Below are 12,835 nucleotides of genomic sequence, written 5' to 3'. Positions count from 1 at the left end.
GGAATCACAATGTTTTGGCATTTTTATAAATACCGCACAAAAGTGCTGCTGCGAAATAAATCCATGCTGTTTTGGACGTTGGCGTTTCCTATCCTCTTAGGTCTAATGTTTATGGCTGCCTTCGGGGAGATCGATCAAGCGGGCAATCTAGAAACGATCACAACGGGGATCGTAAAGACTGGAGATCAAACAGCGCTTTCGGAAAATTTTTCCACCGTCCTTGAACAAGTAAAAATCAATGAAAAACCATTATTTGAACTCGAGGAATTACAAGAGACAGAGGCAGCTGAGAAGTTGACTGCTGGTGATTTAGCTGGGTATTATTTGATTGATGATGAAACCATTTCTCTGCATGTGGGCCAAGCGGGCATGAGCCAGTCGTTGATGAAAAACGTAATGGATCAATTTTTACAACGCACAGCGATCATTGCTAGTAAAGCGGCAGAACTTGAGAGCCTTGATCTGGCGCCAATTCTATCGGCTTTTGAGCAGGAAGCGACTTTTCAAGAAGTGAATGCTGATCGTGACATGAGTTTCAAAAGTTTCTATTTCTTTACGTTGATCGGGATGGCGATCCTCTACGGGACGATGTGGGGTGTCCGCAATGTCCAGGATCAGCAAGCCAATCAATCTGCGAATGGTATTCGGCTTTCCTTGATACCAAGGAAACGGACATTGGTTTCAAGTGCGAATTTAGCGGCAAGTTTTACGATTGTGTTAGTCGAAATCTATCTTATCTTAGCCGTCTTTCGTTTTGTCTATCAAGTAGATTTCGGACAACGTTGGCAGTGGTTACTGCTGGTTGCCGCATTAGGATCATTGTGTGCGATTTTGCTAGGGACATTGATTGGGAATTTGACACCAAAAATGAATTTGGTGCAAAAGGACGGAATTTTGATTTCCGTGACGATGGCGATGAGCTTTTTTGCCGGGATGATGGGCTCGGAACAGATCAAGTATTGGCTTGATCTGCATGTGCCACTGTTGGGGCAAGTGAATCTCGTCAATTTGATCAGTGAAAGCCTGTATCAATTGTACTACTATACAGATTTGACTAGCTTTTATACCAATCTTCTATGGCTGACTGGCTTTATCGTCCTATTTGCCATCGGGAATGCTTGGATCGAAAGAGGGGTGCGCTATGACGCTTTATAAAACGATTTGGACTTTGCTTAAAGCAAATAAGTCGAACTTACTGATTGGGGTATTGATCACTGTTGTTGTCACATTCTTTTATGCACAAAGCATCGATGTCGAAAACACCTCTTTGCAAGAGGCAAAAATTGCTTTGATCAGTGAGGAGGAGTCGCCTGTCGTGGATGGTCTCCGAGCCTATTTAAAAGAAAAGCAAACCTTGGTCACGTTGGATGGCACCTCGCAAAAAGAAATTGATGATGCGCTTTATTTTAATCGTGTAAACATCGTCATGCATGTGCCAGCAGATTTCACTCATCAAGTTGAGGCAGGCAAGATGCCGACGATCGAGATTCAAAGTCGACCAGATGCCTTTTCTAAAACAGTCGTCACTCAGCAAGTGAACACTTTTTTACAAACAGTCCTTTTGTTTCAGGAGGAAGGTAAAACCGTCGCAGCGGCGATAGAACAAGCGCAATCTGCATTGGCGGTCACAGGGGATGTGAAGCTGAGTGCAGAGTATGGGCAGCGAATGAAAAAGCTATTGACTGGCATGACCTTTAACTTATTGTCTTATGGGCTCTTTCTCTCGGTATTTAGCGGGTTTGGCGTGATCAATTTGGCATTCAATCGCAAAGAAATCAGCAAGCGAAACCAGAGTGCACCACTTCCGAAGCGTGTATTGCAGCGGAAAATCCTTCTAAGTTTGATCAGCTACTCGCTACTTTTGACCTTCGGCTTTCTACTACTGATGGTGTTATTAGTGATTCGCACGTCTTGGGATACAGCAGCCTGGTACCACATTTTGAATACGTTCTTGTTTTTATTGCCAGTTATCAGCTTTTCAGCTTGTGTCACTTCCCTGGTGAAAAACTCAGAAGCGATCGGTGGGATCAGCAATATCTTCATAACAGGAAGTTGTTTTGTCGGTGGCGTCTTTGTATCCGCGAATTTCCTGCCAGATATCGTCAATAAAATTGCAGCGTTTACGCCAACCTACTGGTTTGTACAAAATAATACATTGATCAGTGAAACCCTCACTTATAATCAAGCGTTCACGGAATCCTTTTGGTTCAATGGCTTCGTATTAATTGCTTTTGCTGCCGTGTTTTCAATGCTCCAATTTATTTTGGGAAGAGAAGGAAGCCGTCGTTGGCAATACCACTCGGCGAAAAATTGATGATCGAACGTATAGAAAAACGATACAAATCAGCAGCGATTTGTATCGTTTTTTTTATGGGCACCAGAATAGTTGTGAAGCCGTGGTAAAGGTAATATCAAAGGGGCGTTGCCCCATTTCCTCGCCATCTTCTTGTCCATGTTGAGGAACGGTGGAGATGATTCTCAGCTTCGAAGTGGAAAGATGGTGAAAGTAACGTGAATTCATGTGTTTCTTTCGCATCAGTAAGCCGATCAGCCAAAAAATCTTAAAAAGCGACACACGTTCGACAAGAACGAAATCAAACTTTTTCTCTTTGACTGAAGCAGTTGGGGCAATCGCCACACCGCCGCCAAAGTAAGGATGATTGGTCGTGGTACATAAAAAAGCTTTTTTGTAACTGAACTGCTGCCCATTGCACTCAACTAAGATCGGGAAGCCTTTTTGGCGAAACAAAACCCGAATAATCGCAGCGATATAGGAAAAGGAGCCAAGATTAAACTTATTTAGATTGCTTTTTGCCACAGAGTGATTGGTGGTATAGACGATTGCCGCATCAAGACCAATACCGACATTGTTAAGGGCAATGCCATTTTCTTCTTGGATCTGCTCCTCATAACGGATAATGGTCAATTCTTGAGGTTTAGTAGTACCAGCAATTTTCCAAAATGCTTTTTCTGGTTCCCGCGGCAACTCGATACTCCGAGCAAAATCATTTCCTGAACCAGCAGGGATATAGGCAACGGGGATTTGTTGTTGTTCAAGTTGTAACTCTGATACTACTTGGTGCAACGTTCCATCACCGCCGATAACCACCAATAATGGATAAAGCATCTCGCCATTTTCTAAATAGACCTCATCCCAAGGAATGAGTCGTTCTTTTAAGAGTTTTCGTGTGATCGTTCGTTCATCACCTGGAGACTTTGTTAAATAGACTTGATGGGGGAAACGATGTTTTTTTACAATTTTTTGCACACGTTCCACCGCTTTTTTTCCTCGTCCACTGCCTGAGGCAGGGTTCACGAGGAAGTGATAATAATAGTTCATTTTATGAATAGCTCTATATCGTTTTTTCGTTCAATGCGATTAATTATAGCATGTTTCGACAGAAGGAGGGGGGACGATGCCTGAAAAAAAGAGCAAAAAAATAGATTCGACGATTGTGCTTTCTAGGTTCTCAAAGGTTCTTATGTCCACTTTGATCCTCAGGTAACGATGCCCATCGCCGAATCCTATTCAATTAGTAAGGAGTAACTCAAATTCCCACATCCTTTGTCTTTTATTCTAAGTTGACAACAATTCTTTTCTTGCAGAACCTGCTTCGTCTGCTTTACTGGGAATCCTTGCTCCTTACACTTACAGTATAGCAGGTTTTCCTATTTTAGCAATCGCTTACAATGTTTACTTTGTGCTTTTTAAAGAATTTTAAACTTTCTAAATGAAAGGTAAAGAAAAAAAGCAAAATCGATGGACAAACGATTTTGCTTTTAAAGTTTACGGCTCGAGGAGCCACGAAAGATTATTTTTTGGGATTTTTCACGAAAGTTAAAAGTAAAATTGGAATCACCAAAAATATAATCGCATTATTGATTATCAGCACATCTGAATTATTAAAATTTAATGGATTATTTTGCCAAGTTTGAATCATAAATCCCAGTAAATTATGAGTGTGAGCAATATAAAACAGAGCAGAAGTGCCTATCACATTTAAAATAATCGCGATAATGCTTAAGATTCGTACCAGTTTAATTAGTACTTTTTTCATCGCATTTCTCCTTTAATTATGGCTGCATTTCTGGTAAATTACCGAAAGCTTCTGTTAGTTTTACAGAGTCCTCCAAAATATCCATATAGATATCGTGATAGGCCCAGCCGTCACCTAAATCAGCAGCTTCAATTGCTTCTGTAGTCGTTTGTAATTCTCTCATCAAATCAGTATAATTGCGCATGATAGAGGTGTAGGCTGTTAAGTGATACGTGTCAGGATTCGCAATATAACCCTCCACTTCTGCAATCATTTCAGCGTACGTATCGGATAATTTTTCAAGTTGTACTTCTAAATCGTCAGCAGACACTTGATTCGCTTCGCTGTCAGTTTCTTCTTCAGAACTTTCACTGATGTCGGCATCAGAATCATCAGTTTCGTCTGAATCATCTATCTCTTCATCATCTTCAGATGGCGCCGTCGTGGTTTCTGTTGTTTGTTGTGAGGATTCGACAGTATCACTTTCCGCGTCTTCACTCGAGCAGCCAGCCATAAATAAGGCCGTTACCAACACAAATCCAAATAGAGTCTTTTTCATTTGTTTATCCCCTTTGTTCAAAGAAAACTATAATTTCTTTTTATAATTTTCGATGAATTAGTATTTTTGTATTGTAAAAAAAGAACGGTTACCATTCTTTCCTAATACTCTATCTATTTTACATTTAAGCACTTCTTAAATAAAGAATTATTCCGATTTTTAATCATTATTTAACAATGTATACGTGATAATGTTGTTAAATTTGAATAAATTTGCGCTTTCATCGGTGGGAGGACTTTCAAGGTAGCTGATTTTTGTTGTTTTGTAGTATTAAAACAATCATAATATATCTAACTATTTTTTTATTAATATTTCTTCCGTTTTACTTGTTAAAAAAATGCGATAGGAGTAAATTAAAGGTGTAAAAACTTATTTTAGGAGGAATTAGGATGTGTACTGCGCTAACGTATGTAACGAAGGATCATTATTTTGGCAGAAATTTTGATTACGATGTTTCTTATAAAGAAGTGGTGACCATTACTCCGAGAAATTACCAATTGAATTTTCGCAAAGTAAGTGAAATAGATCACCATTATGCGATGATCGGGATTGCTGCTGGAGTCGCTGAATACCCACTCTATTATGATGCGGTCAACGAAAAAGGCTTAGGTATCGCTGGTTTGAATTTTCCAGAAAATGCTGTATACAATGAGTTTCAAGAGGGGAAAGAAAACGTCACGCCTTTTGAATTCATCCCATGGTTACTAGGACAATGCGCTACCGTGGAAGAGGCAAAAGCCCTGTTGGCGAAGGTTAATCTGGTAAAGATCAATTTTAGTGAAGAACTACCATTATCGCCATTGCATTGGATGATTGCTGATAAAAAAAGTGCCATCGTTGTTGAGAGTATGAGTGATGGTCTTCATATTCATGAAAATCCGGTCGGGGTCTTAACGAATAATCCACCATTTGACTACCAGTTATTCAATTTGAATAACTACCGTGTGTTATCATCGAAAACACCAGAAACGCATTTTTCTGACAAGCTGGATTTTGATGAGTACAGTCGTGGAATGGGGGCCTTAGGTCTGCCAGGAGATCTTTCTTCGATGTCTCGTTTTGTCAAAGCGGCATTTACCCGATTGAATTCCGTTTCTGGAGAATCTGAATCCGAAAGCATTAGTCAGTTTTTCCATATTCTAGGTTCTGTCGAACAGCAAAAAGGACTATGTGATACTGGAAATGAAAACTATGAATACACGATTTATACTTCTTGCTGCAATACAGACAAAGGGATCTATTACTATCGTACGTATGAAAATAGTCAAATCGTTGCAGTTGATATGAATAAAGAAGATTTGGAAGGCAATGTACCGATTTCTTATCCATTAGTTGAAGACCAACAAGTATTTTTCAGTAACTGATCCATTTTTAAAACCCCATCTCAATGCCGTTTTGAGATGGGGTTCTTTTTCTGCTTTGTTTCAAACCGAATCGCTCTGACTCGGTGTTGTCTTCGTTTGTGCAGTGCGTTTATTGGGAAATGGGAAAAAGCGATTCACCAGTATGGCGATCGTCATGCCTATAAAGCTGTCAATAATCCGATTAAAGGCATACAAGTATGATTCAGTTTGAGGAATCATGAATAAAATCGTCAATAGTGTGGCACAAGCACCAACTGTTCCCTCGGAGTAATCAAATTTGACCAATAAAGCGATCATCAACATGATCACTAAAGGGATCGCAATGATTTGTATAACGGACGAATGTCCGAAAAAGTTAAATATCGCAATACAAAACACAGAAGCGATTGCACCGAAGCTGTTGCCGGCAATCCGATGTTTCCCGTATTTGACGGTGTTTTCATGGTCTTCTCGTAATGTGAAAACAGCTGTGATCGTCGATACAACATACGTTTCACGATTCAGAAGAAAACTAATCAAAATACAAAGAAATACACTAATGCCAGTTTTTACATTTCTTAAGCCAAAGGTCAATCCAAATAATTTCAATCATGCCATCCTCTCAAAACAATTTCAACGAAATAGATTATACCATATCGCAAGCACTCATATTTTAGATTTTCAGAAAAATGAACAACGATTCTTTCATCGTGCGTTGAGAGGTAAATTCTACCAGTAGTCGAAAAGCTAGTTTTATCCTATGCACTTATCAACTTTGAGTATTGAAAGGAATACAATAAGTAAACCTAACTTAAAATGAATTGATTTTCGCATTCCTCGTTTAAAGCTCCTTTCCATTTCCATGAGTGATCCTTCTTTTGATTATTCAGTCCTGTTATCATTTATATAAGTTGTTTTGATAAAAAACTACTTATTGTTTATAAAAAGTTTGTTTTTTAGATATTATATTGAGATAATCAAAAATAAGGAGGGGATAAAATGAAAAAAGTTTCTGTATTACTTGTTTTCTTACTTGGTTTTGTTGTTTTTCCAGTGACAGTTTTCGCTGCTTCTTCACCGAGCGTGAGCTATCAAACGAATGTCCAGTCTCAAGGGTGGCAATCATGGAAAACAAACGCTCAGACGTCAGGGACTACAGGAAAAGGGAAGCGACTTGAAGCAATCAAAATAAAAATTACAAACGAAAAATATAAAGGAAGTATTGAATATAAAACATCCATTCAGAAACAAGGATGGGAAAAATCTTTTAGAAAAAATGGTGCCCTATCTGGTACAAGCGGTAAGGGGCAGCGTTTGGAAGCGATCCAAATCAAACTTACCGGTGAGATCGCTAAGTATTATGATGTCTATTATCGAGTCAATGCACAACAATTTGGCTGGATGGGCTGGGCAAAAAACGGGCAGTCCTCAGGAACTTCTGGCTTTGGTTTTCAATTGGAAGCAATTCAGATCAAGCTGGTAAAAAAAGGTGGGAAAGCACCTGGAACGACGAATAATGGCTTTCGAGATGGACTGAAAAAATATGTAGATAAACGGGGCAAAGGGTTGATCAAAGGGTCAAAACAAAAGATTTATCACCTACCGGGCAGTCAATACTATAAGAAAACGACCAGTCCGATTCGTATGTTCAAGACAGAGGTGGAAGCTTACAAAGCGGGCTTTCGACCTGCTAAATAGAGAAGGACTCAGTCAATGTGTACACAATCGGGCACTTGAAACTGGTTCGATCACTATAAATAATTCCTTCCCCTCAGCGGGAAAGGAGTTTTTTATTCCATAGTATTTTTTGCTAGATATGAGGATTCACAAAGTAAGTTTACTGGCTGCCCGCTTTATAGGCTGATCCTTTTTTTAGCGAGGTGTCAGCACAAAGCTACCATCTTCATCGTTCATTCCTTCAATAAATGTAAAAATAATATTTTTACCATCTCTTTCAAGGAAGAAGTAGGACATCTCAGTTTCATATTCTGGATCTTGCATCACTAGCTGATTGTCTTCAAGGGTATAGTTGTAGGTATACTCGAATTCTTCCCAGACTACCCCATCAAAAACTACTCCAAGCTCTTCCAGTTCATCATCTTCTTCTGATTGTAGCGAGCTATTATCAGTACCAATAGTAAGATTCGTTTCACTAAATGTGGCTGTCATCACTGCATACTCACCATCATCATCATCTATCTCAATAAGCCAGTCATTTTTTTGTAAGTCTTCTTTTGTGATATTTTCATTACCATTACCATTTCCACAACCAACAGCTATGACCATCAGAAGGAGAGTTGTTAAGTTTATCGTTATTTTTTTCATTATTACACATTTTATTCCGTTTATTTTTGTTTATATGAGTATATTGTAACATATTTATTGCGTACCTCGTTAAAGTAAAAAAATATGATTATCCATCACGTGATTTGCGACATCGATTACAAGTGCTTCTCTCCCTTCTTTTTTTAGTTTTGCTATCTGAAAGATCAGCATGACTAGCGGTACTTTTTTATTAGTAAGCGTAGGCTTTGCAAGAGTATTTCTCATTGAGTTTGCTTTCCAAAAGTATGCTTTTATTGGAAGCCAAAAAGAAAAGCTACCCCATGAGCCGTGACTAGCTTGTGTAAGTAGAATAAAGAAGCACTGAATGAATGGCAATCGGTGAGAAACTTGACTTAGAAAAAGCTTTTAAGGTGATTTAGAAAAGGATTTGGCTGGTTTAACATTGATATATGGCTATTAATGTGTATAATAAGTACTTGTGCGAAGCGCACCGCGGTTCATCAACCATCCCGCGTAATCAAAACTCGGAGAAAGTAGGGATCAAATGGAAAAATCAACAAATCTAACCAATCAACGTTTGCGTGTCGTCGCAGCCAATGGGATCATTATGGCACTTTATGTTGCTGTAACGGTTCTGGTCGCACCAGTCGCCTCAGGAGCGATTCAATTCAGAATATCTGAAGGGTTGAATCACTTAGTCGTTTTCAACAGAAAATTGATGTGGGGTGTCGTCGGTGGGGTCGTTGTGTATAACTTGTTCTTTGGAATGGGGATCTTGGATGTCGTATTCGGCGGTTTCGGAAGCTTTTTAGCCTTAGGAGCAACTGCCTTGGTACATAAGAAGATTCCAAATGTTTTCTTAAGACTCGCATTTAATACAATTGTTTTTTCATTAAGCATGTTCCTGATTGCGATTATGCTAAACATCACCTTAGCATTACCTTTCTGGCCAACCTTTGCAACAACGGCATTGAGTGAATTTATCGTGATGACGATCACTGCACCTGTGATGTATATCACCAATCGTGCCGTTCGTTTCGATAAGCGCGTTTAAAAAAAATCTTGTTTTTTGCTTTGATGGTTCTCAAAAAACAAGAAAAAAGATCATTCCTTTCTTTTTTAGGAATGATCTTTTGTTTTATTCTGCTTTTAGGTCTTCGATCTCCACAACTTTGAAATTTTTTGCTTCCAGTTGAGAAACGATCTTGTCGCATAATTCTTTTGATGTGTTCGCTGGTAAAGTGATCATCGTACGACGGATAAATTCATCTTTACCGATATCCAGTGTGATACAGCTGGCAATACTGCTGTATTTTGCGATTATTTTTGCGATGACTGCTAAGTCGCCTTGTTGACCAGTTGATGCGATCGTCAACACATAGCTTCCTTGCTCAACACTCCATGACTGTGACAACATGTTCAACAAAGAACTGTGTGTCAAGATGCCATAAAATTGATTGTTTTCATCTAATACAGCAATATAAGGCAATTCTTTGATCGTAAAGAAAACGTTAAAGAAAGAAGAATTGACATAAATAAATTTGGTCGCATTTTTTAGTAGATAAGTGACTGGCAAAGTCATGTCGCCGCCGTTTGCTTTGTGGCGATAAATGTGCATTTTATAAATATTTCCTCTGAAAATCTTGCCTGATTCATCTAGGATAGGCACACAACGATAACCAGATTCTTCCAAAATTGCCAGCGCTTCTTCTAAAGTAGCTGTTTCTTTTACCGTTGTTAAATCGCGTTTTTTGTAAACCATTGTTTTTAATAACATAATTTTCCCTCCCAAATACCCATTTAACACCATTATCATACCACAAAATTAGAAGAAACTATATTTTTACGACAGAAAATCAAAAATTGACACATTCTTAAATAAATGGTATTTTTAGTGTTGGAAAACTTTATAAAAAGGGGGAGGACACTAAGATGGCAACAAAAAAAGCTGCTTTGGCTTGTTCTGTCTGCGGATCCCGCAACTATTCAAAATCAGTCAGTGAAGGTAAAAAAGGCGAACGCCTTGAAATCAACAAATTTTGCAAGTATTGTAATCAATATACGTTGCATCGTGAAACGAAGTAAGGAGGGAATCAAATGAAATTTTTGAAAAATGTTGTTGAAGAAATGAAAAACGTTTCTTGGCCATCGAAAAAGCAATTACGTAAAGATACCTTTGTGGTGATTCAAACAACCATTATTTTTGCATTGATGTTCTTTGTGATGGACACACTGATTCAAACAGTCTTCAATTGGATCCTAAAGTAAGACTTCTTACTGATAGCGCTAGTCATTTATCGCAAATCATGCTATAATCGCTTTGAGGAAAAACTTCGGTGCAGCTGAGGTTTTTTTATTTTACAAAAAGATGGGGAGTCCGAAAAAAATGGAATCTTTTGAAAAAAATTGGTATGTACTGCATACGTATTCTGGCTATGAAAACAAAGTAAAAGCGAACCTAGAGTCACGTGCACAAAGCATGGGTATGGGTGATTATATTTTCCGTGTCGTCGTTCCCGAAGAAGTAGAAACAGAAGAAAAAAACGGCAAAACCAAAGAAATCGTTCATAAAACATTTCCTGGCTATGTATTAGTTGAAATGGTCATGACGGATGAATCTTGGTACGTTGTACGTAATACTCCTGGGGTAACAGGTTTCGTTGGTTCCCATGGTGCAGGAAGCAAGCCAGCGCCTTTATTACAAGAAGAAATCAATTCAATTTTACGTTCGATCGGTATGAGCACTCGGACAGTTGAACTGGAAGTAGAAATTGGCGAAACCGTCAAAATCATCGAAGGTGCGTTTTCTGGTCTAGAAGGACAAGTAGCAGAAATCGATGAAGAAAAACAAAAACTAAAAGTGAACATCGATATGTTCGGTCGTGAAACGAGTACAGAACTTGATTTTGAGCAAGTAGATAAGATTTAACTACTGGATTCACTAGCAAGAATGACTCTTTTACGGTAAAATAACAGTAATGAGAATAAAGTGGACCAATTCGTTGGCCCACTTTTTTTCTCAAAATCAGTAAGCGCTTTATAAGAGGAAGGGGTCCTATGTCAAAACTAGTCACTTTTTTTAGAGTAAAGTTTCACAATGATTTTCATCCCCATGGTAAAGGGATGATCTCTGTACATAATGGATATAGCTTGTTATTTCTTTTCAATTTGCTGCTATTTTTCTTTGCTATGTTGTTTTTTGATCCAATGGTGGCAATCGAAGAGCTCAAGTTGATTTTGTTTTCGGAAAGTCATTTAGTCACCGATTATATTGCCATGACCTCGGTAGGGACGGCTTTGTTAAATAGCAGTCTGATGACCTTTGTAGCGATCTCGATTTGCTATCACTATCGGGTACCGATCACGGGCGGTGCAGTCTCTGCGATCTTCATGGTGACTGGCTATGGCTTTTTTGGAAAAAATCTCCTGAATTTTATCCCAATATTTTTAGGCGTCCGCCTGTATTCGTATTTTATGAACGAACCACTGAAAAAATTTCTGTTGATCGCCCTCTATGGGTCATCGGTTTCCCCAATCGTCAGCTATTTTGCTTTCAATGATTCCTTACCACCATACTTTAGTCTAGTGATGGGGTATGGCATTGGGATCTTCACCGGTTTTTTGATGGTTCCTATGGCCTTATACTTTCAAGCGCTGTTTCAAAGCGTCAGTCTATACAGTGCGGGATTTACTTCAGGGATGCTATGTACACTGGTCGCTGCCATCTGCCGAATGTTTGGCCTAACGATCGAGCTGCGAACAATGGTGTCACAAGAACAGCAACCTCGATTGATTTTTATGATGCTGGTTTTAGGAGGGGGATTCGTCGGCTATGGCTTGTTGATGGCGATCAAGAAAAAACGATTGAATATGCGAGCGATTTGGTCGCATAGTGGCAAAATCGAGCGAGATATTTTAAGGGATACTGGCGTTTATAATACGATGATCAATATGGGGTTAATGACATTCTTGTTAGTGGCTTACGTTGTCAGTATTGGTGCGGTTTTAAATGGACCAGTTATCGGTGCGATCTTTTGTGTCATCGGCTTTTCTGCTTGTGGCTCTCATGTGTTTAACTCGCTGCCTTTATTGGCAGGGGTGACGATCGCCAATCTATTGAGCGTATACACCATCAACGAGACGGTTACAGTCACGTCAGCGATTTTTGCGATGATGCTCTGTGCAGTAACAAATGCCTATGGCTGGAAAGGCGGCTTGGTGGTCGGTTTTGTCCACGCCTCAATGGTACTGAATATTGATTTCTTACATGGAGGTTTGAATCTGTATAACAATGGTTTTTCTGGCGGGCTCGTCGCCATGATGATCATTCCCTTATTGGATCTCAGCAAACAGCTCTGGCAAAAATCAGCCGATCAGGCACAAGCTACCCAGGAAGAAAAACCACAAATGGACTTGAAAGCACAAGAAAGCGAGCAGCCATTGGTCACGTTGGATCAAACAGAAGGGAAACCTAAATTTTCCGAGCCTGTGAAGGTATTAAAACCCGTTGCCCAAAAGAAACACTATAGGTTAGGCGAGTGGGAGTAGAAAAACCGCCAATGTTGTTTGTTACTTGTTTAACAAGTGTGGATTACTTGTCTTTTCGTCGC

Annotated in this window: 15 protein-coding genes; 9 read left to right on the top strand and 6 right to left on the bottom strand. The window is 39.2% G+C overall.

The window, feature by feature from the left end:
* Positions 1-9 precede the first annotated feature (9 nt).
* Positions 10-1,155, top strand: a complete 1,146-nt coding sequence (locus IGI71_RS10470) for an ABC transporter permease (protein ID WP_231435424.1) — start codon at positions 10-12, stop codon at positions 1,153-1,155.
* Positions 1,142-2,314, top strand: a complete 1,173-nt coding sequence (locus IGI71_RS10465; protein ID WP_231435426.1) for an ABC transporter permease — start codon at positions 1,142-1,144, stop codon at positions 2,312-2,314. Before IGI71_RS10470 ends, IGI71_RS10465 begins: the two co-directional genes overlap by 14 nt.
* 54 nt (positions 2,315-2,368) lie before the next feature.
* On the opposite strand, the gene IGI71_RS10460 is transcribed toward IGI71_RS10465, so the two are convergent.
* The 3 genes from IGI71_RS10460 to IGI71_RS10450 form a co-directional block, all read right to left on the bottom strand.
* On the bottom strand, positions 2,369-3,340 hold the full coding sequence (locus IGI71_RS10460; RefSeq protein WP_153883785.1) for a diacylglycerol/lipid kinase family protein: 972 nt from the start codon (positions 3,338-3,340) through the stop codon (positions 2,369-2,371).
* A gap of 472 nt (positions 3,341-3,812) precedes the next feature.
* The gene (locus IGI71_RS10455) at positions 3,813-4,058 is read right to left on the bottom strand and encodes a spermidine/putrescine ABC transporter permease (RefSeq protein WP_074932921.1); all 246 of its coding nucleotides are present in this window, start codon (positions 4,056-4,058) and stop codon (positions 3,813-3,815) included.
* A 16-nt stretch (positions 4,059-4,074) separates the two neighbouring features.
* Positions 4,075-4,596 carry a hypothetical protein gene (locus tag IGI71_RS10450; protein ID WP_153883784.1) on the bottom strand — a complete coding sequence of 174 codons (522 nt, stop codon included), beginning with the start codon at positions 4,594-4,596 and terminating at the stop codon, positions 4,075-4,077.
* Positions 4,597-4,985: 389 nt separating this feature from the next.
* Between IGI71_RS10450 and bsh the strand changes: the two genes are divergently transcribed.
* Positions 4,986-5,960, top strand: a complete 975-nt coding sequence (gene bsh / locus IGI71_RS10445) for a choloylglycine hydrolase (protein WP_153883783.1) — start codon at positions 4,986-4,988, stop codon at positions 5,958-5,960.
* Between the two features lie 60 nt (positions 5,961-6,020).
* Here bsh and IGI71_RS10440 read toward each other — a convergent pair whose 3' ends face one another.
* Positions 6,021-6,548: an FUSC family protein gene (locus IGI71_RS10440; protein WP_034858419.1), complete on the bottom strand. Its 528-nt coding sequence runs from the start codon at positions 6,546-6,548 to the stop codon at positions 6,021-6,023.
* A 390-nt stretch (positions 6,549-6,938) separates the two neighbouring features.
* Between IGI71_RS10440 and IGI71_RS10435 the strand changes: the two genes are divergently transcribed.
* Positions 6,939-7,637: an Ig domain-containing protein gene (locus IGI71_RS10435; RefSeq protein WP_118215482.1), complete on the top strand. Its 699-nt coding sequence runs from the start codon at positions 6,939-6,941 to the stop codon at positions 7,635-7,637.
* A gap of 174 nt (positions 7,638-7,811) precedes the next feature.
* Here the strand turns inward: IGI71_RS10435 and IGI71_RS10430 are convergent, their stop codons facing one another.
* Positions 7,812-8,264 (bottom strand): hypothetical protein, encoded by a 453-nt coding sequence (locus IGI71_RS10430; RefSeq protein ID WP_231435428.1) that lies wholly within the window; start codon positions 8,262-8,264, stop codon positions 7,812-7,814.
* A 505-nt stretch (positions 8,265-8,769) separates the two neighbouring features.
* Between IGI71_RS10430 and IGI71_RS10425 the strand changes: the two genes are divergently transcribed.
* A complete protein-coding gene (locus IGI71_RS10425) occupies positions 8,770-9,279 on the top strand; it encodes a QueT transporter family protein (protein ID WP_231435430.1) in 510 nt (169 codons plus the stop codon).
* An 84-nt stretch (positions 9,280-9,363) separates the two neighbouring features.
* Here IGI71_RS10425 and cbpA read toward each other — a convergent pair whose 3' ends face one another.
* Positions 9,364-10,002 carry a cyclic di-AMP binding protein CbpA gene (gene cbpA / locus IGI71_RS10420; protein WP_005229762.1) on the bottom strand — a complete coding sequence of 213 codons (639 nt, stop codon included), beginning with the start codon at positions 10,000-10,002 and terminating at the stop codon, positions 9,364-9,366.
* Between the two features lie 155 nt (positions 10,003-10,157).
* On the opposite strand from cbpA, the gene rpmG reads away from it, so the two are divergent.
* The 4 genes from rpmG (at position 10,158) to IGI71_RS10400 (ending at position 12,773) form a co-directional block, all read left to right on the top strand.
* Positions 10,158-10,310: a 50S ribosomal protein L33 gene (gene rpmG / locus IGI71_RS10415; protein WP_005229764.1), complete on the top strand. Its 153-nt coding sequence runs from the start codon at positions 10,158-10,160 to the stop codon at positions 10,308-10,310.
* 12 nt (positions 10,311-10,322) lie between these two features.
* Positions 10,323-10,493, top strand: coding sequence for a preprotein translocase subunit SecE (gene secE, locus IGI71_RS10410; protein ID WP_005229766.1), 171 nt, complete (start codon positions 10,323-10,325; stop codon positions 10,491-10,493).
* A 118-nt stretch (positions 10,494-10,611) separates the two neighbouring features.
* Positions 10,612-11,154: a transcription termination/antitermination protein NusG gene (gene nusG / locus IGI71_RS10405; protein ID WP_005229769.1), complete on the top strand. Its 543-nt coding sequence runs from the start codon at positions 10,612-10,614 to the stop codon at positions 11,152-11,154.
* Between the two features lie 128 nt (positions 11,155-11,282).
* Positions 11,283-12,773, top strand: a complete 1,491-nt coding sequence (locus tag IGI71_RS10400; protein WP_430615665.1) for a DUF1576 domain-containing protein — start codon at positions 11,283-11,285, stop codon at positions 12,771-12,773.
* Positions 12,774-12,835: the final 62 nt, after the last annotated feature.

This window comes from Enterococcus sp. DIV1279b, from assembly GCF_050531515.1.
Taxonomy (GTDB): Bacteria; Bacillota; Bacilli; order Lactobacillales; family Enterococcaceae; genus Enterococcus_D; species Enterococcus_D casseliflavus.
This window is presented reverse-complemented; position numbering and strand designations above follow the sequence as displayed.

Coding starts and splice junctions, on each gene's coding strand:
- cbpA (WP_005229762.1), bottom strand. CDS start 10,002: ATGTTATTAAAAACAATGGTTTACAAAAAACGCGATTTAACAACGGTA.
- nusG (WP_005229769.1), top strand. CDS start 10,612: ATGGAATCTTTTGAAAAAAATTGGTATGTACTGCATACGTATTCTGGC.
- IGI71_RS10465 (WP_231435426.1), top strand. CDS start 1,142: ATGACGCTTTATAAAACGATTTGGACTTTGCTTAAAGCAAATAAGTCG.
- IGI71_RS10455 (WP_074932921.1), bottom strand. CDS start 4,058: ATGAAAAAAGTACTAATTAAACTGGTACGAATCTTAAGCATTATCGCG.
- IGI71_RS10460 (WP_153883785.1), bottom strand. CDS start 3,340: ATGAACTATTATTATCACTTCCTCGTGAACCCTGCCTCAGGCAGTGGA.
- IGI71_RS10425 (WP_231435430.1), top strand. CDS start 8,770: ATGGAAAAATCAACAAATCTAACCAATCAACGTTTGCGTGTCGTCGCA.
- IGI71_RS10400 (WP_430615665.1), top strand. CDS start 11,283: ATGTCAAAACTAGTCACTTTTTTTAGAGTAAAGTTTCACAATGATTTT.
- IGI71_RS10470 (WP_231435424.1), top strand. CDS start 10: ATGTTTTGGCATTTTTATAAATACCGCACAAAAGTGCTGCTGCGAAAT.
- bsh (WP_153883783.1), top strand. CDS start 4,986: ATGTGTACTGCGCTAACGTATGTAACGAAGGATCATTATTTTGGCAGA.
- IGI71_RS10430 (WP_231435428.1), bottom strand. CDS start 8,264: ATGAAAAAAATAACGATAAACTTAACAACTCTCCTTCTGATGGTCATA.
- IGI71_RS10450 (WP_153883784.1), bottom strand. CDS start 4,596: ATGAAAAAGACTCTATTTGGATTTGTGTTGGTAACGGCCTTATTTATG.
- rpmG (WP_005229764.1), top strand. CDS start 10,158: ATGGCAACAAAAAAAGCTGCTTTGGCTTGTTCTGTCTGCGGATCCCGC.
- secE (WP_005229766.1), top strand. CDS start 10,323: ATGAAATTTTTGAAAAATGTTGTTGAAGAAATGAAAAACGTTTCTTGG.
- IGI71_RS10435 (WP_118215482.1), top strand. CDS start 6,939: ATGAAAAAAGTTTCTGTATTACTTGTTTTCTTACTTGGTTTTGTTGTT.